The sequence below is a fragment of the Syntrophus aciditrophicus SB genome, assembly GCF_000013405.1.
GTDB classification, from domain to species: Bacteria; Desulfobacterota; Syntrophia; order Syntrophales; family Syntrophaceae; genus Syntrophus; species Syntrophus aciditrophicus.
Window position 1 is genome coordinate 1,517,296 of record NC_007759.1, and the last position, 23,412, is coordinate 1,540,707.

The 23,412-nt window shown below is 51.4% G+C and carries 19 protein-coding genes; 12 read left to right on the top strand and 7 right to left on the bottom strand.

The annotated features are described in order from the left end of the window. Nucleotides 1-115 precede the first annotated feature (115 nt). The gene (locus tag SYN_RS07030; protein WP_158302943.1) at nt 116-1,807 is read left to right on the top strand and encodes a two-component system sensor histidine kinase NtrB; all 1,692 of its coding nucleotides are present in this window, start codon (nt 116-118) and stop codon (nt 1,805-1,807) included. Nucleotides 1,808-1,828: 21 nt separating this feature from the next. Continuing rightward, the gene (locus tag SYN_RS07035) at nt 1,829-3,199 is read left to right on the top strand and encodes a sigma-54-dependent transcriptional regulator (protein WP_011417380.1); all 1,371 of its coding nucleotides are present in this window, start codon (nt 1,829-1,831) and stop codon (nt 3,197-3,199) included. Nucleotides 3,200-3,260: 61 nt separating this feature from the next. On the opposite strand, the gene recJ is transcribed toward SYN_RS07035, so the two are convergent. The 7 genes from recJ to SYN_RS07070 all read right to left on the bottom strand — a co-directional run bounded on the left by recJ (nt 3,261) and on the right by SYN_RS07070 (nt 11,750). Next, nucleotides 3,261-4,982 carry a single-stranded-DNA-specific exonuclease RecJ gene (gene recJ / locus SYN_RS07040; protein ID WP_158302944.1) on the bottom strand — a complete coding sequence of 574 codons (1,722 nt, stop codon included), beginning with the start codon at nt 4,980-4,982 and terminating at the stop codon, nt 3,261-3,263. A gap of 437 nt (nt 4,983-5,419) precedes the next feature. Further along, complete coding sequence (locus SYN_RS07045; RefSeq protein ID WP_011417382.1) at nt 5,420-6,646, bottom strand: radical SAM/SPASM domain-containing protein; 1,227 nt, start codon at nt 6,644-6,646, stop codon at nt 5,420-5,422. 84 nt (nt 6,647-6,730) lie between these two features. Next, nucleotides 6,731-7,681: a prenyltransferase gene (locus SYN_RS07050; protein ID WP_041584845.1), complete on the bottom strand. Its 951-nt coding sequence runs from the start codon at nt 7,679-7,681 to the stop codon at nt 6,731-6,733. A gap of 186 nt (nt 7,682-7,867) precedes the next feature. Beyond that, entirely contained in the window at nt 7,868-8,959 is a 1,092-nt protein-coding gene (locus SYN_RS07055; RefSeq protein ID WP_041584846.1) for an Ldh family oxidoreductase, read from the bottom strand. Nucleotides 8,960-9,110: 151 nt separating this feature from the next. After that, complete coding sequence (locus SYN_RS07060) at nt 9,111-10,514, bottom strand: ATP-binding protein (protein ID WP_011417385.1); 1,404 nt, start codon at nt 10,512-10,514, stop codon at nt 9,111-9,113. Nucleotides 10,515-10,882: 368 nt separating this feature from the next. Continuing rightward, on the bottom strand, nt 10,883-11,083 hold the full coding sequence (locus tag SYN_RS16240; RefSeq protein WP_011417386.1) for a hypothetical protein: 201 nt from the start codon (nt 11,081-11,083) through the stop codon (nt 10,883-10,885). A gap of 226 nt (nt 11,084-11,309) precedes the next feature. Continuing rightward, the gene (locus tag SYN_RS07070; RefSeq protein WP_011417387.1) at nt 11,310-11,750 is read right to left on the bottom strand and encodes an arsenate reductase ArsC; all 441 of its coding nucleotides are present in this window, start codon (nt 11,748-11,750) and stop codon (nt 11,310-11,312) included. A 180-nt stretch (nt 11,751-11,930) separates the two neighbouring features. Between SYN_RS07070 and SYN_RS16065 the strand changes: the two genes are divergently transcribed. The 10 genes from SYN_RS16065 (at nt 11,931) to ileS (ending at nt 23,411) form a co-directional block, all read left to right on the top strand. Next, nucleotides 11,931-12,227, top strand: a complete 297-nt coding sequence (locus SYN_RS16065; protein WP_011417388.1) for a hypothetical protein — start codon at nt 11,931-11,933, stop codon at nt 12,225-12,227. Next, a complete protein-coding gene (locus tag SYN_RS07080; RefSeq protein ID WP_011417389.1) occupies nt 12,224-13,075 on the top strand; it encodes a phosphate ABC transporter substrate-binding protein in 852 nt (283 codons plus the stop codon). The genes SYN_RS16065 and SYN_RS07080 overlap by 4 nt, the downstream gene beginning before the upstream one ends. Nucleotides 13,076-13,090: 15 nt before the next feature. Then, on the top strand, nt 13,091-13,978 hold the full coding sequence (gene pstC / locus SYN_RS07085; RefSeq protein WP_011417390.1) for a phosphate ABC transporter permease subunit PstC: 888 nt from the start codon (nt 13,091-13,093) through the stop codon (nt 13,976-13,978). A 58-nt stretch (nt 13,979-14,036) separates the two neighbouring features. Continuing rightward, nucleotides 14,037-14,858, top strand: coding sequence for a phosphate ABC transporter permease PstA (gene pstA, locus SYN_RS07090; RefSeq protein WP_237671321.1), 822 nt, complete (start codon nt 14,037-14,039; stop codon nt 14,856-14,858). Further along, a complete protein-coding gene (pstB, locus tag SYN_RS07095) occupies nt 14,852-15,622 on the top strand; it encodes a phosphate ABC transporter ATP-binding protein PstB (protein WP_011417392.1) in 771 nt (256 codons plus the stop codon). Before pstA ends, pstB begins: the two co-directional genes overlap by 7 nt. Nucleotides 15,623-15,663: 41 nt before the next feature. Then, nucleotides 15,664-16,362 (top strand): phosphate signaling complex protein PhoU, encoded by a 699-nt coding sequence (phoU, locus tag SYN_RS07100; RefSeq protein WP_011417393.1) that lies wholly within the window; start codon nt 15,664-15,666, stop codon nt 16,360-16,362. Then, complete coding sequence (locus SYN_RS15250; RefSeq protein ID WP_011417394.1) at nt 16,359-18,110, top strand: ATP-binding protein; 1,752 nt, start codon at nt 16,359-16,361, stop codon at nt 18,108-18,110. The genes phoU and SYN_RS15250 overlap by 4 nt, the downstream gene beginning before the upstream one ends. Before the next feature lie 243 nt (nt 18,111-18,353). Continuing rightward, on the top strand, nt 18,354-18,644 hold the full coding sequence (gene groES, locus SYN_RS07110) for a co-chaperone GroES (protein ID WP_011417395.1): 291 nt from the start codon (nt 18,354-18,356) through the stop codon (nt 18,642-18,644). A gap of 36 nt (nt 18,645-18,680) precedes the next feature. Further along, entirely contained in the window at nt 18,681-20,318 is a 1,638-nt protein-coding gene (gene groL / locus SYN_RS07115; protein WP_011417396.1) for a chaperonin GroEL, read from the top strand. 291 nt (nt 20,319-20,609) lie between these two features. Beyond that, nucleotides 20,610-23,411: an isoleucine--tRNA ligase gene (gene ileS, locus SYN_RS07120; RefSeq protein ID WP_011417397.1), complete on the top strand. Its 2,802-nt coding sequence runs from the start codon at nt 20,610-20,612 to the stop codon at nt 23,409-23,411. Nucleotide 23,412 lies beyond the last annotated feature (1 nt).

The window sequence follows — 23,412 nt, forward strand, 5'->3', positions numbered from 1 at the left end:
ATAAAACTCTTTCGTGAAAACACCGCAAATATTGAAGAGATAAAATTTTCTGCAGGAAGAAGGTATATGTTTTGAAATGAAGTCTCATGAAAATTCCTCAATGCGGGAAGTGATATTGCTGGAAAGATTGCGCTGGCTGATTGTCTGCCGGGTGGCCATTGCCACTTTTCTTCTGGTAATCATCATTTTCATCGACCTCAAACAGACATCCCTTTACCCGGAGATCCGCTTTCCATCCTTTTACAGCCTCATTCTCACCACCTATATCATCTCTTTCATCTATGTTTTTTTGCTGAAAGTCGTCAAAAACTCTCATCTTCATGCCTATATTCAGATGGTCTGCGATGTGTTTCTGATTACGCTTCTCGTTCATATCACCGGTGGCGTCAGCAGCATCTATTCCGTTCTCTATCCCATGGTTATCATTTACACCGTACTGTTTGCGGAAAGAAAAGGAGGATTAATCGTGGCCACCGCCTGCAGTCTCTCCTATGGCCTTCTTCTGAATCTGGAATATTTCGCTGTGATTGCCCCGCAGTATCAGTCGATTATCCCGGAAGTCCAGAGAAATGCCGGATATCTCTATTCGAGAATATTCATTCATGCGCTGTCATTTTATATCGTGGCTTTCCTTGCAAGTTTCGTGATCGAACAGGAAAAAACCGCCAGGACGCTTCTTGCTGAAAAGGAAAATGCCTTCGATCAGCTGGATCTTCTGCACCAGAGCATTATCGAGTCGGTCGATGCGGGCATTTTGACCATCGATATGGAAGACCGGATCAAATCCTTCAATCGTGCTGCGGTCGACATAACAGGTCTTTCAGTCGCGGATGTTCTGAATCGAAGTATTCATGAGGTCTTTCCCGGCTATGCTTCTCTATTCGCCCGATATTCCTGCATCCAGACGGGTAAGAGTTCGGGCAGGCGAATGGAAATGAACATCAGGAACCGGAATAATGAGGAACTGATCCTTGGCTGTTCCCTGTCGCGGCTCAGAGGAAGCCAGGGAGAGCACATAGGAGAAATCCTGATTTTTCAGGACTTGACTTCCATCAAGAAAATCGAGGCCGCCTATGAAAAAAGCCGGCGTTTTGCCTTTATCGGGGAAATGGCCGCAGGCCTGGCTCATGAAATCAGAAACCCGCTGGCTGCCATCAGCGGTTCGATTCATATGTTGAAAAAAGATCTGAAGCTGGATCCAACGGACGAGCGGCTCATGAAGATCATTCTCAGAGGAAAGGATCAGCTCGAAAATTTCATGAAGGATTTCCTTCTGCTTGCCAAGCCGGCTGCAGGTGAGAAGGAATGGATGAATCTCAATGCTCTGATCGATGAAATCCTTGAATCTCTTGTTTATATTCCGGACTGGTCAGAGAACATCACGGTGGAGAAAAACTATCCGGAACCTTCCCTGTTGTACGCGAACAAAAGAGAAATGCAGCATGTCATCTGGAATCTTATCCTCAATGCCCTGCAGGCCATGCCCCGGGGAGGGCGTCTGCATATCAGAACAACCCCTGTGGTGGTTATGAACGAACGCCAATGTGTTCAACTGGACATCGAAGACAGCGGTGAAGGCATTTCCAGAGAAGATATGAACCGGATCTTCGAGCCTTTCTTTACGACCAAGGAGAGGGGGACAGGGCTCGGTCTGGCGGTGGTCGGGAAGATCATCGAGAATTATTCCGGAACGATCACGATAACCAGCGAAAAGGAAAAAGGGACCCGTCTCCGGGTCTGCCTGCCGAAAAATCAGGAATTGGCGGAAACGGAAACAATTTTCACGAAGGATGTCCGGGTTGCTTGAGTTTTAAGGGAGGAGGAAGGTATGGCAACAATCCTTGTCGTTGATGATGATAAGGGGATGAGAGAATTTCTCGATATAATGCTGACCAGGGAAGGTTATGATGTCAGTTGCGCCCGAGATGCCGGGGAAGGATTGGACCGTTGCCGGAAGCAGCGCTTCGACCTGATCATCACCGATCTGAGAATGCCCAAAATCGACGGGATCGAATTTCTCAAGTCCGTCAAGGATGTTTCTCCTGAATCTCTGGTAATCCTGATTACGGCTTATGCCTCCGGAGAGACGGCGGTCAGGGCAATGAAAGAGGGAGCTTACGATTATATCGAGAAGGATTTCAACATCGAAGAATTTACGTCGACGATCCGAAGTGCCCTGGAGTCCAACGGCAGGATGCAGGATGACGCAAAATTTATCCGGGACATCGAAAATTCAGTCTGCTTTGGCGAAATCATCGGGAAAAGCAGGGAAATGCTCAAGGTTTATTCCCTGATCAAGAAAGTGGCTGATACGACGGCCAATGTTCTGATTCTCGGGGAAAGCGGAACGGGAAAAGAGCTTGTTGCCAAGGCCATCCATGAGAACAGCCCAAGAAAAGACATGCCTTTTGTCGTGATCAATTGCGGCGGCATACCGGAAAATCTTCTGGAAAGCGAGCTGTTCGGTTATCTCAAAGGATCCTTTACGGGAGCCTACGCGGATAAGCCGGGACTGTTTGAGATCGCCCGGGGCGGGACGATTTTCCTCGATGAAGTGGCCGAGCTGCCCCCCGTTCTTCAAGTCAAGCTTTTAAGAGTCGTTCAGGAAAAAACCTTTCTGAGAATCGGCGGCACGGAAAATATTCGCGTCGATGTACGGATTATCTCGGCGACAAACCGGAATCTCGAGGAGATGGTCCAGAAAGGGGATTTCCGGGAGGATCTTTATTACCGGTTGAATGTCATCCCGATCTCCATTCCGCCCTTGAGGGAACGAAAGGATGACATCCCCGTCCTGACAAAGTACTTCATTGAAAAATATTCCCGTGAATTCGGCAAAGGGATTAAAAATATCTCTAATTATGCCCTGGAACTTCTCATGGACTATTCTTTTCCGGGGAATGTCCGGGAGCTGGAAAACATTATCGAAAGAAGCGTGGCCCTGGAGCATTCCAGCATCGTCCTTCCTGAGAATCTGATGATTTCCCGAGAGAATTCGGCAGCAAAGCACGAGACATTCAAAATTGAGAATATCCCTGATCAGGGTTTGAATCTGAACGATGAACTGGCAAGATTCGAACGGGCCATAATCGGAAAAGCCCTTGAGAAATCAAAGGGATCAAAAACGAAGGCGGCGGAACTTCTGATGATCAGCTTTGATTCGCTTCGTTATCGCATCGAGAAACTCGGGATTGGGTAACACCCTTATCTTAAACACTGTTTGAACAAACCAGTTAAAGACCTCGGAAATTCCAGATTCCTCAGTTGCCGCGAATCGTGATGTCCTTCATTTTCAATTGAATGTCGGAAGCTCCGTTCCAGGTGTTGATCTGCGGTGTAAAAGCGATATCAAGACAGGAATCGTTGAGTTCACGAATGAAATGTCCCTGGCTGAACCAGATCGTATTGCGCGACACACCCGCTTCCGATACGCGCATGCGGAGATGGTTGTTCCCTACGACAGCGGGCGAAAAGGCGTTGACATTCCGCACACAGAGGACCGGCTCGGGATTTTTGCTTCCAAAGGGCGCCAGCAGTTCCATCTGCGCCAGCAGTTCATGGGTAATGTCGTTCAAATGGCATTGTGCTTCGATGAACGTCGCGGAGATGAAATCGGACTGCAGAACATTTTCCCTTACAATTTCATCGAGCGTTTCAGCGAATTGTTCGATGTCTTCTTCCATGATGGAAATACCGGCAGCGTACCGATGGCCGCCATATGATATCAGATAATCTTCACATTCCCTTAAGCCCTGATAAATATTGAAATTCGCGATACTCCGGCCGGATCCTTTCCCGATTCCGTCTTTCAGGCTGATCAGGATAGCCGGACGGTCGTAGCGATCAGCTATCTTGGATGCCACAATCCCGATGACTCCCGGGTGCCATTTTTCCGAAGCCATGACCAGAGCTGTCCTGTTCCGGTCACTTATTGTCTTTTCGAGATCTTCAATGATTTCTTCCAGGATATTTTTTTCCAGAGCCCTTCTTCTGCGATTGTAGCTGTCCAGCTTTACCGCGAGGTCTCTGGCTTTTCCCATATCGTCGGCAAGGAGCAACTCAACGGCGTCATCTGGCAATCCAACGCGGCCGGCGGCGTTGATCCTGGGAATCAGCGAAAAGGAGGCCTTCTCGGTATCGACGGCCTGAGTGTCGACGCCGCAGATTTCCTTCAAGGCGCGGATTCCGACTCTTTTCCCTTCTGTCAGCAATTCCAGGCCTACTCTGACAAAAATTCTGTTCTCGTCGACCATGGGACAGATGTCTCCGATCGTCCCCAGGGCCACGAGATCAAGATATTCCTTGAGGTTCGGATAGGGTTTTCCGTGCCAGAATCCCTCTTTCCGGAGATTTCCGCGCAGGGCGATCAGGAAATTGAAAACGATGCCCACAGCGGCAAGGTGTTTCAGCGGGAAGGGACAGTCCGGGCGTTTCGGGTTGATGGACGCAACGGCTGTGGGAAGCGAATCGGAAACCTCATGGTGATCGAGTATGATGGTGTCCAGACCCAGCGACCTGGCGTACAGGATCTCGTCGCAATCGGAAATGCCGCAATCGACGGTTATGATCAGACTGGCGCTTTTTTCTTTTATCCGGTCAATTGCTTTCCTGTTCAGACCGTATCCTTCGTCAATCCGGTCGGGGATGTAATAGGAAACGTCTGCCTGAATGTCCCGTAAAAATTTGACAAGCACAGCTACGGACGTAATTCCATCGGCGTCATAATCGCCGTACACCACGATTTTTTCTCCCTGGTACACCGCTTGAATCAGCCTATTGACCCCGAGCTGCATGTCTTTCATGAGAAAAGGATTGTGAAGATCGTGAAGGGATGGATAGAGGTACTTCCGGGCGTCATCAGGGGTTTGGATGTCACGGCTCGCCAGGATGGAAGACATGATCCAGTGAATACCCAGTTCCTTGACAAGGAGATATTGTGCCTCCTTGTTGACATCGGACATAACCCAGTTTGTTGTCGGCAAGCATTTTCTAAACATGATCACACAAAGGAAAAAAGACATGGGTACTGGAGAATGAAAAAAAAAGACTGTCAGATTCTAATCAGGAAATTTGTGATGTCAAGAAAAAGAAACGGCTTTACAAGCCAATACAGGCGAGACGGGGCTTAGAAGAGGGAAAAATCACTTTAAGAACATTGAAGAACACTTTACCATGTATCGTGAGACCGGCAAAAACGAGGCACACTGCATAATTTGTTTTGCTCCTGAAATTCAGAATGCAAAACTTTATTTGCAGGTGCATATAACCGATTGCAGAGACAGAGGAAGGAAAAGGTTTGTTGTCGCACCGCAAAAGAAATTTCCAAGTGACGCATAAATGCCAGGTTCAGAAGCTGACGGCATCGAATTATCAATAATTTTAAATCAAAACGAGATAGTAATTGAAGAAAATGTTAGCCTCACTCCGAAATGGATTTTTCGGCTGTCCTGCTTCGGATGAAACAGCGGGGGTCTTCGGCCAGGTAATCGCCACTGTAAGCAAAGGCTCTTCCTCTGCAGCCGCCGCAGATCCTGCGGTAGCGGCAATCGCCGCACAGTCCCTTCAACAGATTTTCCCGATCCATCAGGTGACGCAGAACGGGGGCTTCCTCATAGATTTTGTTCAGTGATTTTTCCCGTACATTACCGTTGTTGATTTCCACAAAAGGACAGGGCCACACGTCGCCGTTGGCCTTGATGTAGAGAAAGTCCCGTCCCGCCGAGCAGCCGTAAAAGACCTGTTCCGCAAACTTCAGAGCCGGGCCGTCGTTCCAGCCCTTCTTTTCGAGCAGGTAGGGCCAGTACTGGGGGCCGGCGACCGGTTCGATGATGGTCTCAACCTGCTTCTGCTTTCTGGAAATGAGCTCGCTTAGTTCCCTGTTGGCGCTCTTTTTCAGAGTTTTGCTTTTGATTTTTTCTCCCCGTCCCACCGCCACGAGCTGGTACATCAGCATAACGGAGGCGCCCTGATCATTAATGAAGTCAATGAGCTCCGACAGTACGGGCAGATTGTATTCCATAGCGGTGGTGTTGATCTGCAGAAGGATTCCCGCCTTCTTCGTAGCCTCGATGCCCCTTAAGGCCAGTTCGAAGGCACGTGGGGAATTCCGGACGTAATTATGTATTGTTTCGTCCGGCGCATCCACGGAGATCGCGTTGCAGACCACTCCGTGATCTTTAAGCTTCCGGGCCATGGCGTCGTCGATGAGAGTGCCGTTGGTGGCGAGAATGTTAGCCAGCCCGGCTTTCTGTGAATGGCGAAGCAGTTCAAAAATGTCCTTTCTGACCAGCGGCTCACCGCCGGTAAAAACCAGAGTGCGGAATGCCGGCATGGAGGCGATCTGATCGATGAGGCGCTTACCTTCGGCAGTGGTCAGCTCATCCGATGCGGCCTGGCTGCTCTTCGCGTGGCAGTGAATGCAGCTCAGATTGCAGGCACGGGTGACTTCCCAGACGGGGTGCCCCGGATATCCGATGCAGCCCATGCCGTAGGCGCCGTTGGCAACGGGAATAGATTTCAGGCTGTGATGGACAAGCCAGGAAGGAAATTTTTTCCAGTCGTTTAATACAGCCATGAGGATCGCGCTGCCGATCTGCCGAAGAATCAGAGTCGGCGGCATGTAAAACGGTTTGACCTGTCTGAGCAATTTTCTTTTCCTTTCACTGCCGTCAATGATATTGATTTGTTCCGTTTATTGATCCGGGAGAAAACCCTGAATCCTTATCGAATGTTATAAATAGGCCAGCAGGTAGGAAAGCGTCGTGCCGATGTTCACCACAATATTGAGACCGCAGAGAATTTCCAGGGTTATACGATTTTCGTATTTTTTCTGCAAGACCATTGCGACAAGAATAACCGAGAGGATCATGACCGGAAGGTAATAGGGAATCACGAGGGAGGGAACGCCGAACCAGGGGGAAAGCAGGTGGGATATCCAGGCGAAGAACGCCGCCAGGGAATACAGTTCAGCCCCGCGTTTTTTTCCGAAACGGACGAGAAGATTGCGCTTGCCGACGGCCAGGTCCGCCGGATAGTCGGGGAACTCGTTGAGAAGAATGACGTTGAAGATCGTCAATCCGACGGGCAGACTCATCCAGGCAATAATCGCGGGGATATAGCCGCTTTGAATATAGAAGGCGGAAGCGATGGGCAGCCATCCGTAACAGAATCCGATAAAGAGCTCTCCGATTCCTCTGTTCACGAGACGGACAGGACGCCTTGAATAGAAAAATCCCGGCAGTGCCCCCGCGCACCCCAGAAGGAGAGTCCAGGGGCCGGTATTCAGGACGAACTGAAGCACCACGCCGATCAGAACCGCAAGGAGCATGCTGACCACGCTTGTAATTAAAGCGACCAAAGGAGAGAGGATTCTTTTCTGGAGGATGCCGGAACCGCCAGCGAAACGGCTGGGGTGATGCTTTCTGGATAGAGCGTCCTCCTCGTAATCGAAATATTCTCCCGATTGATACGTGGAAAGCATGATCAGGATAACGGCCAGACTGCCCAGCAGGAAAACCGTTGGGTGGAATACGCCTTCAAGTTTCCAGGCAAGGAGAGTTCCAAGAAAAAAAGGCAGAAGGCCCACGATATGAAAGGCGGGGCGGGACATTGAGAGCCAGCCGGATACCTTGGCCGGCAGATTCACATCGGGGGGCTTTACGGAATCGGAATTCTTTCCCATAGGGCAGATCGCCACACTTATTTAATAAAGCGATAACGAAAATGACTATATCGAATATCCGAAAGTTTTCTTCCCGACAGGTACTCGCCTGTCATTTCATGGAAGTATAGGGAGAGGGGAGGGGACTGTCAAGGATACAATGCCGCCCGCACAAAGCAGGCGGCTCAGCTTTTATCATGATCGGCATCAGAGATCGAATACGACTCCTCTTTCACCGGCAATGGCCTTCAGTGTTTCATGGACATTTTCCTCCAGCGGGACGCCGGTCTGCCGGTGCTGTTCGTACAGTTCATATTCTTTTTCGCCGTGAATATAAATCCGATTTTGACCCTCGGCTTTGGCAGATTCCTTGAGGCGGTCGATGAGATCGTCCATTTTTTCCATGAAAATCTCCATTTCTACAAAATTTTCGATGTTCAGGGCCATGAAGAAGTGGGCGACCAGCGCCGGTTGACCTGCGCCGCCCGGCCCCTTGATATCGACCAGATCGGCATAGGCGCCTCCGGAAAGGACCCCGCAGAGGATATCCACCAGCAGGGCAATGCCGTAGCCTTTGTAACCGCCGTAAAGTTCTCCTTCCCCTCCAAGGGGAAGAATGCCCCCGCCGAGACGGGCCACCATGTTTCTCAGAACCTCCGTTGCGTCCGTGGCGGTCTGGCCCTTGGAATCCACAGCCCACCCTTCGGGCATGTCCTTTCCCATCCGGTCATAGACCTCCAGCTTGCCGCGGGGAATCACCGATGTGGCCATGTCCAGAAAAAAGGGTTTATTGCGCCGGGTCGGAGCGGTCATGCTGATGGGGTTGGTGCCGATAATCATTTTCCGACCGAACGTCGGCACCACAAGGGGGGCTGTGTTTGTCATGGATATCCCCAGGAGGCCCGCATCAAGCATCATCTGGGTGTAATAGCCTGCGATGCCGTAATGATTCGAATTGCGGACGGCAACGATTCCTACTCCCGTTTTCCGGGCTTTTTCAATAGCAAGCTGCGTCGAAAAATGACCCACGATCTGTCCCAGTCCCGCCTGGCCGTCGACGGTGGCGGTGGATGGGGCTTCACGGACAATGATGGGCTTGCTGTGCGGCAGGATGGTGCCGTTGGACATCCCGTCGACATAACGTCGAAGGCGCGCCACTCCGTGGGAAGGAATACCGCGCAGATCGGCGAGGACCAGATTATCGGCACAGATGACGGCATCTTCCCGGGTGACGCCGAAACTGGAGAAAATCTTCTGTACGAATTGGGTTAATTTCTGGTTGTTGACATATAAACTCATTGAGGACGCCTCCATTATAAAAAATGTCAAAAAACGAGGGCACAGTAGTGAGTGCCCGCTCTCAAGTCAACGGAAATCCTGCATCCGGGGTTCGTGAATCCGGTTCATCCCGATCCGATCCTGTACGATTAAAGATCCCGGTTTTCCGTTCTTACATATCCACAAAATGGTTTTCCCACGCAATGTCGATATTTTCCCTGGTCAGCTCGGGGGGCTTGCGGTGATACCGGGAATTGGTCAACACATGTTCAATAATATCCCTCGGATGGCAGGCATTGAAATCAACGCCCAGTTTCCGGTAGTAATTTTCTACGAGATATTCGAAAACTTCCTGGTTGAAGGTTACGCCGTTCGCCCTGCAGACCAGTTTGAAAATGGCATAATACTCTCTTTCCGTGGGATGATCGATCTTGATCTTGTAATGAATCCTTCGCAGGAATGCTTCGTCAACGAGTGATTTCGGTTCGAGATTGGTGGAAAAGATAACGAGCATGTCAAAAGGAATGGAAAACTTCATTCCAGTATGCAGGTTCATGAAGTCGATTCTCCGGTCGAGGGGTACGATCCAACGGTTTAGCAGATTCTGGGGATCGATCTGCTGCCGGCCGAAATCATCGATGATGAAGAGGCCGTTATTCGCCTTCATCTGGAGAGAGGCCTCATAAAACTTGGATATGGAGTTGAAATCCAGGTCGAGCATGCGCATGTTCAGCTCTCCCCCGGTGATGATGACCGGCCTTTTGATCAGAACCCAGCGCGGATCGATGTTGCCCTGCGATCCTGAATCTTCAATGGGGAAATGATTGACCGGGTCGAAGACATTGATGATCTGTCCGCCGACGGTCACGGCGTAAGGGATCAGGACGGTATCCGGCAGGATGCGGCCGATGGTCTCGGCGATGGCCGTTTTTCCGTTGCCGGGAGGGCCGTAGAGGAAAATGGCCCGGCCTGAACTCATGGCGGGACCAAGACGCTTCAGGATATCCTCCGTAATGATCAGATGATTGAAGGCTTTTTTAACGCTTTCTTCGTCGACAATGACATTTTTCACGCTCTGGATTTCCACCATCCTGCGGTAGGCGTCCAGGGTCACCGGCGCCGGGCCCACGTAATGGCAGAGATTCGTCAGTTCCGTCGCCCATTCCTTGCCGCGATCCGTCTGTTTGAAATTGTAGGTGATGCTCGCATAGCCTGCCCCCCCGGTAACCTCGACGAACTTGTCACGGCGCAGAATCTCGATGGCCTGTTGTGTGATAGCCATGGAAAGCTTTGTCCGTTCAGCCACCTCAGACAGCTTGAATTCACCCATGAAAAGCGTATGCTTCATGATAAGTTCCGTGATGAATCCCATGTCAAGGCCTGTTTCCTCAATGGTTGTCGGTATGGGAGGGGCGGCCTGAAAAAAGCGCTGAAGATCTTCTTCCTTCACGAAACCAAGATCAACGAGATTCTGCCCGATCCTTCCTCCCTGCTGTTGCTGCCTTTCAAGGGCTTCGGAGAGCTCCTGCTCCGTGATCAACCCTTCCTGGATCAATCTGCTGCCAAGCTGATTCATCTTCTGCCTCCTGTTTCCGCCGGATCGTACGCGTTTCTGGAATAGAGTCGCAAATGCGGGATCAAATGCCGCCGCCGATTACGAAACGACACAATATACTTTAAAGACAATAAAAAAAGAAGAGGATAAAATGTAACAGGCGAGTGTTAAAGAAGTTTGGAATAATCCCATAATTTGATCAATGGGTTGCGATTGCTTTATCTGTCATTCCGGCATTCAGAAGATTGAATGATTTTCTGGATGGCGATGTATATTTCAGGCAGGCTCATCTCCAGCCCGGTCATTGAAACCCGGGGGAGATGACAATTTCTGATCGGAAAGGATCTGAAGGCGGCACGAAGGCGGTAGAGTGGTATCCGACCTGATGATCAGGATTCACCGTCGTTGAAATATTTGGAGACAGCGGCATAAATGGCGGCCTCTTCGACGGAGAGCGGACTGCCGTTTTCCGTGTAGGGATTCAGATAAACCGTTGTATTGCTCAGGATCATATTGTTCAAACCGTAGTATCTCATTTTCCGTTTCCGAAGGAGCTTAGTTGTTTCCAATGATTTATTCTGAGATGCCATGTTCCTTCCCCCTTTCAGGTTATTTCCTGCGAGATGTTGAGAACTGAATGTTCACTTTGTCGATGTGACGCTATCATGCCATATTCATTCATGATTACAATACGGATTGATTACGGACGCTATGCCAGCCATTAACTGGTATGTAGGAAAATGGGAAAACCTCATGCCTGTGCAGAAAACAATCACATGGATAACTGTCAGTCATTCGTATCAACATCTGAAATTCTTAAATAGCACCTTCTGACTTGCGTTCCTCCAGCCATAACCTGATACGAAGATCGATCTGATCACGTATTTCTCTGAACTTCTTTATATTTTCTTCTGCCGTTCCGACAAATGCTCCCGGGTCATCAAAAGCCCAGTGAAGTCGATGACTGATGCCGGGAAACGTTGACGGACATCGTTGTTCCGCATCCGAACAGACCGTGATCAGATAGCCGAAATGGATCTTACCCATGTATTCATTGACATGTTTTGCATAGTGACCCTCCAGCGGAATGCCGATTTCCTCCATAACCCGGGTCGTCAGGGGATTGATGCCTTTCGGGTCAAGCCCCGCGCTGAAAACTTCGAATGTGTTCCCGGCCAGATGACGAAGCAGGGCCTCCGCCATCTGGCTGCGAGCGGAATTTCCCGTGCATAAAAACAATACTTTGATTTTGCTCATGTCAGTATCTCCTGAATTGTGATGAAAATTTTTCGACGGTTGACTGATGCTCCCGTTTCATATCCCAAAATGTTGGGGACGACAAAGGCATCCCGATTTATTGAGCTTTACCATATAAAACATTTTCTCTTATTCAATCACAGAATTGTGACAAAGGTATGACAAATTGATTAAAAAACGATGAAGATATTGCCAGGCGCTGAAAAGTCTGGCTTTAATGGAATAAAATCTTTCGAGAAGCAGAAAATCTTTCAGGAAATTCATATTCCGATATTTCCTCTTCCAGAAAATCCACATGGGCCTGAACATGAAGTCCAAAAGGTGTACTTCATAAAACTGTCGCAAAAATTTCATCATCCTGTCATCATATTGCAACAATTCTCCTGTAAGAAGAAACACACTTCAATTCATCGTGACCGCGGCAATCAATTGGTGAAGAGAAAAAACATCGAATTACAAGGAGGTAAAGCAATATGAAAAAGGTCATGTCATGGTTTATCAGTTGTCTTGCGCTACTGGCATGGAGCCTTCCGGCTGCCGCCGCGACGACAGTGGTCATCAAGGGTTCGACAACAGTGCTTCCCATTGCGCAGTCTGCTCTGGAAGCGTATATGAAAACACATCCGGGAGTGAATATTTCCCTTTCCGGGGGTGGGTCAGGTGAAGGCATCAAGGCTCTGATGGATCGGACAACGGATATTGCCACATCATCACGGGAAATCAAGGATAAAGAGGCGGCCAGTGCCCGCGCTAAAGGCATCCAGCCTTTGGAACATGTGGTGGCCATCGATGCCATTGTTCCCATTGTCCATCCTGCAAATCGGATTACGGGACTCACTCTGGATCAGTTGAGTCAGATTTATCAGGGGAAAATTCGAAACTGGAAAGAGGTTGGCGGTGACAACCGACCCATCGTGGTGGTTTCCCGAGACAGCAGTTCGGGAACTTACGAATCCTGGGGGCACCTCGTGCTCAACGGCGCCAAGGTCACTCCCAGGGCCCAACTACAGGCATCCAGTGGGGCAGTCGTGCAGACGATTTCCAAAAACCGTTACGCCATCGGCTACATCGGACTGGGATATCTGAACCGTTCGGTCAAGGGGCTGACGGTAAACGGTGTGCAGGCCTCTTCGGATAATGTTCTGGCAAAAACCTATCCGATTGCCAGACCACTTTACATGTATACCAATGGCGAGCCGAAAGGCGACGTGGCCGGTTTCATCAATTTTGTTCTCAGCCCCGCAGGGCAGCAACTTGTGGCGAAGGATGGATTTGTGCCGGTGAAGGCCCCGGCAAAGGGTAATGCCAAAAAGGTCAAGAAGTAAGAAAGGAAAGGAAGAATGACCCGGCAAGGAAAAGAAAAGATCATCAAAGGGCTGTTTCTCCTGATCGCTTTCGTATCCATTCTTATTCTCGGGCTGATCGTGGTCTCTCTTTTCCGTGAAGGGTTGCCCATCTTCCGGGAAGTGTCTGTTACGGGATTTCTTTTAGGCAGAGAATGGTATCCCACCTACGAACCGCCGGAATACGGAATCTGGCCGTTGATTGTGGGGTCCCTGATCGTCACGTTCTTTTCCTCGCTGATCGCAGTGCCACTGGGGGTGCTGTCCGCGATTTTCATCGCTGAGATAGCCCCTCTCTCCATCCGGGAAATTTTGAAATCGGCGATCGAACTTCTGGCCGGTCTGCCTTCCGTGGTGCTGGGATTTTTCGGTATGGTGATTCTGGCGCCGTGGCTGCAGGAGACTTTTGATCTGCCAACGGGGCTGAACATCGTCAACGCCTCGCTCATGCTCGCCATCATGGCGATTCCAACCATTTCCAGCATTTCTGAGGATGCCCTTTACGCGGTTTCCCAGGAATTCAAGGAAGCGTCCTATGCCCTTGGGGCGACGCGATTTGAGACAATCACCCGCGTGATTGTTCCGGCGGCCCTGTCCGGTATTTCGACGGCTGTTATTCTGGGCATGGCTCGAGCGATGGGGGAAACCATGGTCGTCTTGATGGTGGCGGGCGGCGCGGCGGCCATTCCGGAAAGCATCTTTGACCCGGTGCGGCCCATGCCGGCAAGCATTGCTGCGGAAATGGGGGAGGCGCCTTTCCGCAGCGGTCATTATCACGCCCTGTATGCCACAGGGATCATCCTGTTTTTTGTGACTCTTCTGTTCAATATGATTGCAGACTACGTCTCCCAACGCTTCAAGCAGGTAGGGTCGGCCACGCTGTAGCTTTTTGGTAAAAATTATCATGAAATGGAAATGGCGTTATATTAAGCAGAATCTTTTTATGGGTGCGGTTTCTCTATGCGCCCTTCTGATCATTCTTGCCCTGGGTGGAATACTCTTTTATATTTTCAGCAACGGCCTTCAGGCGATCAACTGGGAATTCCTGACCAGCCCCCCTCGTGATTCCATGACCCGAGGGGGCATCATGCCGGCGATTCTCGGGACCCTGTACCTTACGCTGGGGGCGATTACGGTGGCCCTGCCGCTGGGCATCGCCTCGGCGGTTTATCTGACGGAATACGCGCGTCAGGGGCTGATAATCCGGATTATCCGCCTGGGGGTGAACTGTCTTGCCGGTATTCCTTCCGTGGTTTTCGGACTGTTCGGCCTGGGTTTTTTTGTCGTTTTCCTGCAATTCGGATCATGCATTCTCTCCGGAGCGCTGACCCTGGGATTCCTTGTCCTGCCGACCATTATCGGGGCATCTGAGGAAGCGCTCAAAGCTGTTCCTCAGACCTTCCGGGAAGCGTCACTGGCCTTGGGCGTTTCCAAATGGCGCACCATATCTCGGATTGTCCTGCCAAACGCCCTGCCGGGAATTCTGACCGGTTCCATTCTGGGAATAGGACGCGCCGCCGGTGAAACGGCGCCGATCATGTTCACGGCTGCCGCGTTTTTCACCGCGAAGCTGCCTTCGTCAATTTTCGACGAGGTGATGGCCTTACCCTACCATATTTATGTTCTGGCAACGGCCGGAACCCGGATCGAGGAAACCCGTCCCCTTCAGTTCGGAACGGCCCTTGTTCTGATGGCGCTGGTTCTGGGAATCGACCTGTTCGCAATCATCATTCGAAGCCGTATGCGCAAAAAGAAAAGGTGGTAACATTGGATACACAATCGATTATTCGAACCGTGAACGTCAATTTCTACTACGGCCGGTTTCAGGCCTTGACCGACATCACCATGGATTTTCAAAAAAACCGGGTGACTGCGCTGATCGGGCCGTCGGGGTGCGGAAAATCCACGCTGCTGCGCCTTCTCAACCGGATGAACGATCTCATCGACGGCTGCCGGGTGGAAGGGCAAGTGCTTTTTGAAGACCAGAATATTTATGCGCCCGAGATGGACCCCGTTGAAGTTCGTCGCCGGATCGGAATGGTTTTTCAAAAACCCAATCCCTTTCCCAAAACCATTTTCGACAACATCGCCTATGGTCCCCGGCTTCACGGATTCAGAAAAAGAAGCGATCTGGAAGCGCTGGTGGAATCGAGCCTGCAGCAGGCAGTGCTCTGGGAGGAAGTGAAGGACATTCTTCCCCGTTCGGCGATGACACTTTCAGGAGGCCAGCAGCAGCGCCTCTGTATCGCCCGCGCTTTGGCCATGAAACCCGACGTGCTCCTCATGGATGAGCCGACTTCCGCCCTGGATCCCATCTCCACGGCCAAGATCGAAGAACTCATTGACGAACTCAAAGAAAACTATACGATCATCATTGTTACCCACAACATGCAGCAGGCAGCCCGGGTTTCCGGCATGACGGGCTTTTTCTATCTGGGGAAGCTGATTGAATACAACGCCACGGAAAAGATTTTCACCAATCCGGAACAGAAGCAGACGGAAGACTACATCACGGGGCGATTCGGATAGGCCGCGGCAATCTGCCGCTTCACTTCAGACACGGGGGGATCATGGCAAACCAGAGACATACGAGCAGACATTATGAGAAGGAGCTTCAGGAGCTCAAGGAGGGGTTGCTTTATCTGGGGGGGCTGACGGAGAGGGCCATCGAAAATGCCCTGCAGGCCCTGCTGGGCAGGGATTCTGAACTGGCGCGGAAGGTTATTGCCGACGACAACGCCATCGATCAGCTTGATTCGGAAAATGAAGAGCGATGCATCCGCATCCTGGCATTGCGGCAGCCGGCGGCGAGAGATTTGCGCTTTATCGCGACGGCAATCAAGATCAACGGCCATCTGGAACGGATCGGAGACATGGCGGTCAACATCGCCGAGAAGGTTCTGCTGCTGAATGAAGAACCTCAGTTGAAACCCTATATCGATATTCCCCGCATGGGGGAGATCGTTCAGAGGATGATCCGTCAAAGTATGGATGCCCTGGTTAATGAAAATGTCGAACTGGCTGATCAGGTTCGTAAAGATGATGAAATTGTTGATGAACTGACAGAACAGGTTTTTCGGGAACTTCTCACCTTCATGATAGAAAATCCCCGGACAATTAAAGTGGCGCTGCTGATCATGCAGATTTCCAAGAACCTGGAACGGATAGCCGACCATGCGGAAGGAATTGCCGATATGGTGATTTACATGGTGACGGGGAAAAGCGTGCGTCACGATTCCTCCACGGAACCCAAGGGGCGGATGGCTTGAAACCAAAACTATTTCTCCGGATCCTGTTCAGCTATTTCGCGGTAATCCTGCTGGTAGCGGTGATTGTGGGCTTCTTTTTCACCGAACAGGTTCGCCGGAACGAGACATGGAAAATCGAGGAAAGCCTTCTGAATTATGCGCGTCTGACGGCGTTGCTGCCACTCCCTGAGATGGCAGATCAGATTGGCCATCTGGAAAAAGTGTCCGAAGCCAGAGTGACCGTGATCGATGCGGGCGGTCATGTCCTTGCCGACTCACAGGTCGACGCGCCCCGGATGGAAGACCACATGAACCGTCCCGAGGTTCAGGAAGCCAGGATCAAGGGTTCCGGCAAAGCCATCCGGCAAAGTCATACCCTCCAGGTAGATATGCTTTATGTGGCGCTGGCGCTTCGAGACGGAGAGAGCATCCGGGGTTATGTCCGCATGGCCCGTTCCCTGCTGGAAGTGGAACATGCGGTGGATCGTATGTATGGTTCCCTCTACCGGGCAATCGGTTTTGCCCTTGTTCCCGCGCTTCTGCTTGCCTTTCTCTATACCTGGAAAATTTCCCGGCCTGTTTTGGAAATGAGGGATTATACCCGGGCCATCCGCCGGGGAGAACTTCCCGGAACCCTCCTCGTGGATTCCGCCGATGAACTGGGTCAAGTAGCTGAAGACATCAATTATCTGGTCACGGAGTATCGGGAAAAAATCCGGCTGGCCCATGAAGAAAAAGGCAAACTTGAATCTGCCCTGGCCAGCATGGTGGAAGGAGTCGTGATCCTGGATTCCCGGAATCGAATCGAGTCCTGCAATCAGGCTATTGAGGCCATTCTCGAACGACCGGAGACGGAAATCCGGGAGAAAACACTTCTGGAAGCCTTTCTCAACGCGGATCTGCAGAATGCGCTGGATCGTTTCCGCATGGAGCGGAAGCCCGTTCTACAGGAAATCAGGCTGGGAAGAAAAGATCCTCGCGTCGTGGATGTCAGTATTTCCGCCATCAAGGATCTTCCGGACGGAGTGGAAAAAACGATGCTCGTCTTTCACGATGTGACGCGGCTGAAAAAGCTGGAGCAGATAAGGACCGATTTTGTGGCAAACGTAACTCATGAAATCAAAACCCCTCTGACCGCGATCATCGGCTTTCTTCAGACTCTGCTGGACGGCGCACTGGATGATCGGGAAACGGCAAGGAAGTTCCTGCAGACCATCGCAACCAACGCGGAACGGTTAAGCCGGCTTGTGGACGATCTGCTGACGCTTTCCAGTATTGAACTCAACGAAACGAGTCTCCATCTTGAACCTCTTTCTGTAGACGTCCTGATCCGCTCCATACTGCCCATGGTAAATGCCGACGCGAAGGCAAAAAATATTCTCCTTAATGTTGATCTTCCGGAAGCTTTCCTGAATATCCTCGCGGATCGGGACAGGGCCGCGCAGATCCTGATGAATGTGCTTCACAATGCCGTAAAATTCACGCCAGCCGGGGGAATCGTCACTGTTTCAGGCAGTGAGGAGGAAAAGGGGAATTTCGTGATCATTCAGGTTGTGGATACTGGTATAGGCATTCCTCCCCGGGAGATTCCCCGACTCGGTGAACGATTTTATCGGGTGGACAAGGCGCGATCCCGGGAACTGGGTGGGACCGGTCTGGGTCTGTCCATCGTGAAGCACCTCATGGCGGCGCATGGCGGAAAAATGCGGATTGAAAGCACTCCCGGCAAGGGAACCATCGTTTCACTTTTCTTTTCCAGGGCGGGATAATCTCCCGATTCCAACCTCCAATCGAAATAATGATGTTCGGAAAAATCCGAGAACATTCTCCCGAAAAAGTATTTGTCCTGAATAAATCCTCCGCCTGAAGATCAGCCAGAGCAAAAATTTTTTTGGAACCGACTTGACAGGGAGAATTTTATGTTTAAGTTACCGCCAAACCCGTTTTGGAGATAAGAAACCACATTCTTTTTATATCTCAAAAAAATCAACAGGAAAGGAGAAAGTTTCCGCATGAACATCAGGCCATTACAGGACAGAGTGATCGTTAAGAGACTCGAGGAAGAGCAGAAAACCAAGGGAGGCATTATTATCCCCGACACGGCAAAAGAGAAGCCTATTGAAGGTGAAGTTGTCGCCGTTGGCAAAGGCAAGGTAACGGAAGACGGCAAATTGCTGCCCCTGGATGTGAAAGTGGGTGATCGTGTTCTGTTCAGCAAGTATGGTGGTACGGAAGTTAAATTTGACGGACAGGAATATCTCATCATGAGAGAGGATGATATTCTGGGGATCGTGGAGAAATAATTACAGAAGATAACAACGAAGGAGGAGCATATACGTATGGGTGCAAAATTACTGCAGTATGATGAAGAAGCGAGAAAATCCATCCTGAACGGTGTCAACGCCCTGGCTGATGCCGTAAAGGTAACGCTTGGTCCAAAGGGCCGCAACGTGATTATCGATAAAAGCTTCGGCGCGCCGACCGTAACCAAGGACGGCGTCACCGTCGCCAAGGAAGTCGAACTGGAAGACAAATTTGAAAACATGGGCGCCCAGATGGTCAGGGAAGTGGCCAGCAAGACCAGCGATGTCGCCGGTGATGGAACCACGACCGCCACGATCCTCGCCCAGGCGATCTACCGGGAAGGGGCCAAAACCGTTGCCGCAGGCAGCAATCCCATGGATGTGAAACGCGGTATCGAAAAAGCGGTGGCCGCCGTTGTCACCGAGCTCAAGAATATCAGCAAACCCACAAAAGATCAGAAAGAAATCGCCCAGGTCGGGACCATCTCCGCGAACAACGACGAAACCATCGGCAATATCATTGCTGAAGCCATGGGTAAAGTCGGCAAGGAAGGCGTTATCACCGTCGAAGAAGCCAAAGGACTGGAGACGGAACTGGAGATCGTCGAAGGCATGCAGTTCGACCGGGGTTATCTCTCTCCCTACTTCGTAACCAATCCGGAAAAAATGGAAGTCAGCCTGGAAGACGCCCTGATCCTGATTTATGAAAAGAAAATCAGTGGAATGAAGGACCTGCTGCCCATTCTTGAGCAGATCGCGAAGATGGGTCGTCCGCTGCTGATCATCGCCGAGGACATTGAAGGCGAAGCCCTGGCGACCCTCGTGGTCAACAAGATTCGCGGCACCCTCCATGTCGCAGCCGTCAAGGCCCCCGGCTTCGGCGACAGGCGCAAGGCCATGCTTGAAGACATCGCCATCCTTACGGGCGGAACGGTGATTTCCGAGGATATGGGTTACAAGCTGGAAAATACGCGCCTGGAAGATCTCGGACGCGCCAAGAGAATCCAGATCGACAAGGACAACACCACCATCATCGACGGCGCCGGCGAACGGGCCGCCCTGGAAGGCCGTGTGAAACAGATACGCGCCCAGATCGACGAAACGACTTCCGATTATGACCGGGAGAAACTTCAGGAAAGACTGGCGAAACTCGTAGGCGGTGTCGCGGTGATCAAGGTCGGCGCGGCGACGGAAACGGAAATGAAGGAAAAGAAAGCCCGCGTCGAAGACGCCCTGAATGCAACCCGGGCTGCCGTGGAAGAAGGCATCGTACCCGGCGGCGGTGTGGCATATATCCGTACGCTTCCGATACTGGAGGCTCTGAAGCTTGAGGGTGACGAACAGGTCGGCGTCAACATCGTACGCAAGGCCCTTGAAGAACCTCTGAAGATGATTGCCGCGAACGCCGGCATGGAAGGCACCATCGTTGTGGAAAAGGTCAAGGAACAGTCCGGCGCCTTCGGCTTCAATGCCCGGACCGAAGTCTATGAAGACATGATCGAAGCCGGCGTCATCGATCCCACCAAAGTGACCCGCTTCGCGCTGCAGAATGCGGCCAGCGTGGCTTCCCTCATGCTGACCACCCAGTGCATGATTGCTGAGAAGCCTGAAGAAAAGGGCGCTGGAATGCCCGGAATGCCTCCTGGAGGCGGTTACCCCGGTATGGGCATGTAATGCGCCTGCGCCGTTAAACCTCGGACGGCATCCGCCGTCAGAGTCAAAAAAGCCTCCGAGCTCAAAGCCGGGGGCTTTTTTACTTTGACTTGAAAACCATGAACTTCTATGATAGGGCACACTGCGGCAGCGAACAGGATCAGGAATGTCATCCAGCCGGAAAAACTGACGTTTTCTCCCCCTTATCAACCCTCTGCCGCCCTGCACAGAACGTGTTTCCTTTCCCCTGAGCGAATACTCAGCCGAAAGATTTTTTTAATCTGCATTTGATAGAAATTCGAGGAGCTACCCATGGATTACAAAGACAGTCTGAATCTGCCCAAGACCGATTTTCCCATGAAAGCGAATCTGGCGAAGAAGGAGCCGGAACAGCTCAAAGTATGGGATGAGATGCGCATCTACGACCGGATAAGAGAAGCCGCGCGAGGACGGCAATCCTATATCCTGCACGATGGTCCTCCTTACGCGAACGGCAACATCCATCTGGGACATGCCCTGAATAAGATCATCAAGGATATTGTCATCAAGTCCAAAAGCATGACCGGCTGCGACTGCGGCTTTGTTCCGGGATGGGATTGTCATGGACTGCCCATTGAACACCAGGTGGACAAAGAACTGGGCGAGAAGAAGACGGAGCTGTCGCAGGCGGATAAAAGGCGCCTCTGCCGGGTCTATGCCGATAAGTATGTGGGAATTCAGCGGGAGCAGTTCAAGCGACTCGGTGTCTTCGGGGAGTGGGAAAATCCCTATCTGACCATGCATTATGACTATGAGGCCACCACGGTTGAGGAGTTCGGTAAACTTTACCTCGGCGGGGCTGTTTATAAAGGGAAAAAGCCGGTTTACTGGTGCGCCTCCTGCAAGACGGCACTGGCCGAGGCGGAAGTGGAATACGCAGATCATACGACCCCGTCCATCTATGTAAAGTTTGCCATGATTTCCGATATCAGCGCGGTAAGGCCCAAACTGAGCGGACAGAAGGTCAGCATCGTGATCTGGACGACGACTCCCTGGACGATTCCTGCCAATCTGGCTATTGCCCTCCATGAAGAATTCATCTATGTGGCTGTCCGGTTTGACGAAGAGGTTCTCATACTTGCCAAGGATATGCTTGATTACTGCATCGATGCCTTCGGCTATCAGAATAAGCCTTACGAGATTCTGGATGAATTTCCCGGGGCGGTCCTGGAGGGGCTCAAAGCGCGCCACCCCCTGATCGACCGGGAAAGTGTCGTGATTCTCGCTCCCTTCGTGACTCTGGATGCCGGAACAGGCTGTGTTCACATTGCGCCGGGCCACGGGCAGGAAGACTATGAAATCGGCATGAAATACGGGCTGGACAACTACGCCCCCGTCGATGCCGACGGCCGCTTTACCCCCGATGTTGCGGATTTTGCGGGAGAGTTCGTCTTTGACGCCAACGACAGCGTCAACCGGAAGCTGAAAGAGGTCGGCGCCCTGCTGGGACTGGTGAATATCGAACACTCCTATCCGCACTGCTGGCGGTGCAAAAATCCGATCATTTTCCGTTCCACGGAACAGTGGTTCATTTCCATGGAAAAAAATGAACTGCGAAAAAAAGCCCTCGAAGCGGTAGAAAGCGTGCGCTGGATACCGGCCTGGGGGAAGGACCGTATTTACGGAATGATCGAAAATCGCCCGGACTGGTGCATCTCCCGTCAGCGCCTCTGGGGAGTGCCGATTACGATGTTTTACTGCGAGTCCTGTGGCGCTCAGGTTATGAATGAAGAAATTCTGAAACATCTGGTGGGGCTGGTCAGGGAGTCCGGCGCTGATGTCTGGTATGAAAGGGAAGCGGGGGCTCTGCTGCCGTCTGGAACCGTTTGCCCTGAATGCCACGGGAGCGAATTCCGTAAGGAAACCGATATCCTGGATGTCTGGTTCGATTCAGGGGTGAGCCACGCGGCCGTGCTGGAAAAAAGGCCCAATCTAAATTCGCCGTCGGACATGTATCTTGAAGGCAGTGATCAGCACCGAGGCTGGTTTCATTCCTCCCTGCTGGAATCAGTGGGAACGCGCAATCGTGCTCCGTACCGCAATGTGTTGACGCACGGTTTCGTGGTGGACGGCGAAGGCAAGAAAATGTCCAAATCAGTGGGCAACGTGATCGAATCCCAGCAGATCATTGATGCTTATGGCGCAGAAATCCTTCGCCTCTGGGTGGCCTCGGAGGATTACACAGTCGACCTTCGCATCTCCGATGAAATACTTAAACGTCTCGTGGAAGCTTATCGACGAATCCGCAATACCAGCCGCTTTATCCTGGGAAATCTTTATGATTTCAATGTTGAATCCGATTCAGTCGCCTATGCGGATCTGGAGCCGATGGATCGCTGGATGCTGCACCGGCTGCAGGAGCTGATTCGGAAGGTGAGAACCTCCTATGACAATTTCCAGTTTCATGCTGTATTCTCTGCGCTGTACAATTTCTGCACCGTCGATTTGAGCGCCCTTTATCTGGATGTTCTCAAGGACCGGCTTTATACGTCAAGGGCTGATTCCCGTGAACGAAGGTCGGCACAGACCGTCATGTTCCAGATCGCCAATGACATGACCCGACTTCTGGCGCCGATCCTCACTTTTACAGCGGAAGAGATCTGGACGGCGCTTCCCGCTTATGAAGGCAAAGCGGCCAGTGTCCATCTGGCCCAGTTTCCTGAGGTTGAGGAGACCTGTATAGACAATGAACTCGGGGAGACCTGGACAACAATGATCGCGCTGAAGAGCGAGATTTCCAGGGTCATTGAAAACGCCAGGAAGAACAAGGTGATCGGCCATTCACTCGATGCCTGCGTCGAACTGGCGCCTCCGGAAAAACTGAGTGCATTTCTGGAGGAACACCTGGAAGAGTTGCGGACCCTTCTGATCGTGTCCCAGATTCGGATTGCCCCTGCGGCGGATATTGCCGAGCCTTATCCCTGTCCCGGGGCCGATTTTGAAGGACTGCATGTTGGAGTGTCCCGCGCCAGGGGGCAGAAATGCAATCGCTGCTGGATGTACAGTGAACTCGTCGGGGTTGATACGGAATATCCTGAGGTCTGTGAGCGGTGCCTCAAAAATCTTAAGGCATAAA

Coding starts and splice junctions, on each gene's coding strand:
- SYN_RS07035 (WP_011417380.1), top strand. CDS start 1,829: ATGGCAACAATCCTTGTCGTTGATGATGATAAGGGGATGAGAGAATTT.
- SYN_RS07050 (WP_041584845.1), bottom strand. CDS start 7,681: ATGGGAAAGAATTCCGATTCCGTAAAGCCCCCCGATGTGAATCTGCCG.
- SYN_RS07055 (WP_041584846.1), bottom strand. CDS start 8,959: ATGAGTTTATATGTCAACAACCAGAAATTAACCCAATTCGTACAGAAG.
- SYN_RS07060 (WP_011417385.1), bottom strand. CDS start 10,514: ATGAATCAGCTTGGCAGCAGATTGATCCAGGAAGGGTTGATCACGGAG.
- SYN_RS16240 (WP_011417386.1), bottom strand. CDS start 11,083: ATGGCATCTCAGAATAAATCATTGGAAACAACTAAGCTCCTTCGGAAA.
- SYN_RS07070 (WP_011417387.1), bottom strand. CDS start 11,750: ATGAGCAAAATCAAAGTATTGTTTTTATGCACGGGAAATTCCGCTCGC.
- SYN_RS16065 (WP_011417388.1), top strand. CDS start 11,931: ATGAAGATATTGCCAGGCGCTGAAAAGTCTGGCTTTAATGGAATAAAA.
- SYN_RS07080 (WP_011417389.1), top strand. CDS start 12,224: ATGAAAAAGGTCATGTCATGGTTTATCAGTTGTCTTGCGCTACTGGCA.
- pstC (WP_011417390.1), top strand. CDS start 13,091: ATGACCCGGCAAGGAAAAGAAAAGATCATCAAAGGGCTGTTTCTCCTG.
- pstA (WP_237671321.1), top strand. CDS start 14,037: ATGGGTGCGGTTTCTCTATGCGCCCTTCTGATCATTCTTGCCCTGGGT.
- phoU (WP_011417393.1), top strand. CDS start 15,664: ATGGCAAACCAGAGACATACGAGCAGACATTATGAGAAGGAGCTTCAG.
- groES (WP_011417395.1), top strand. CDS start 18,354: ATGAACATCAGGCCATTACAGGACAGAGTGATCGTTAAGAGACTCGAG.
- groL (WP_011417396.1), top strand. CDS start 18,681: ATGGGTGCAAAATTACTGCAGTATGATGAAGAAGCGAGAAAATCCATC.
- ileS (WP_011417397.1), top strand. CDS start 20,610: ATGGATTACAAAGACAGTCTGAATCTGCCCAAGACCGATTTTCCCATG.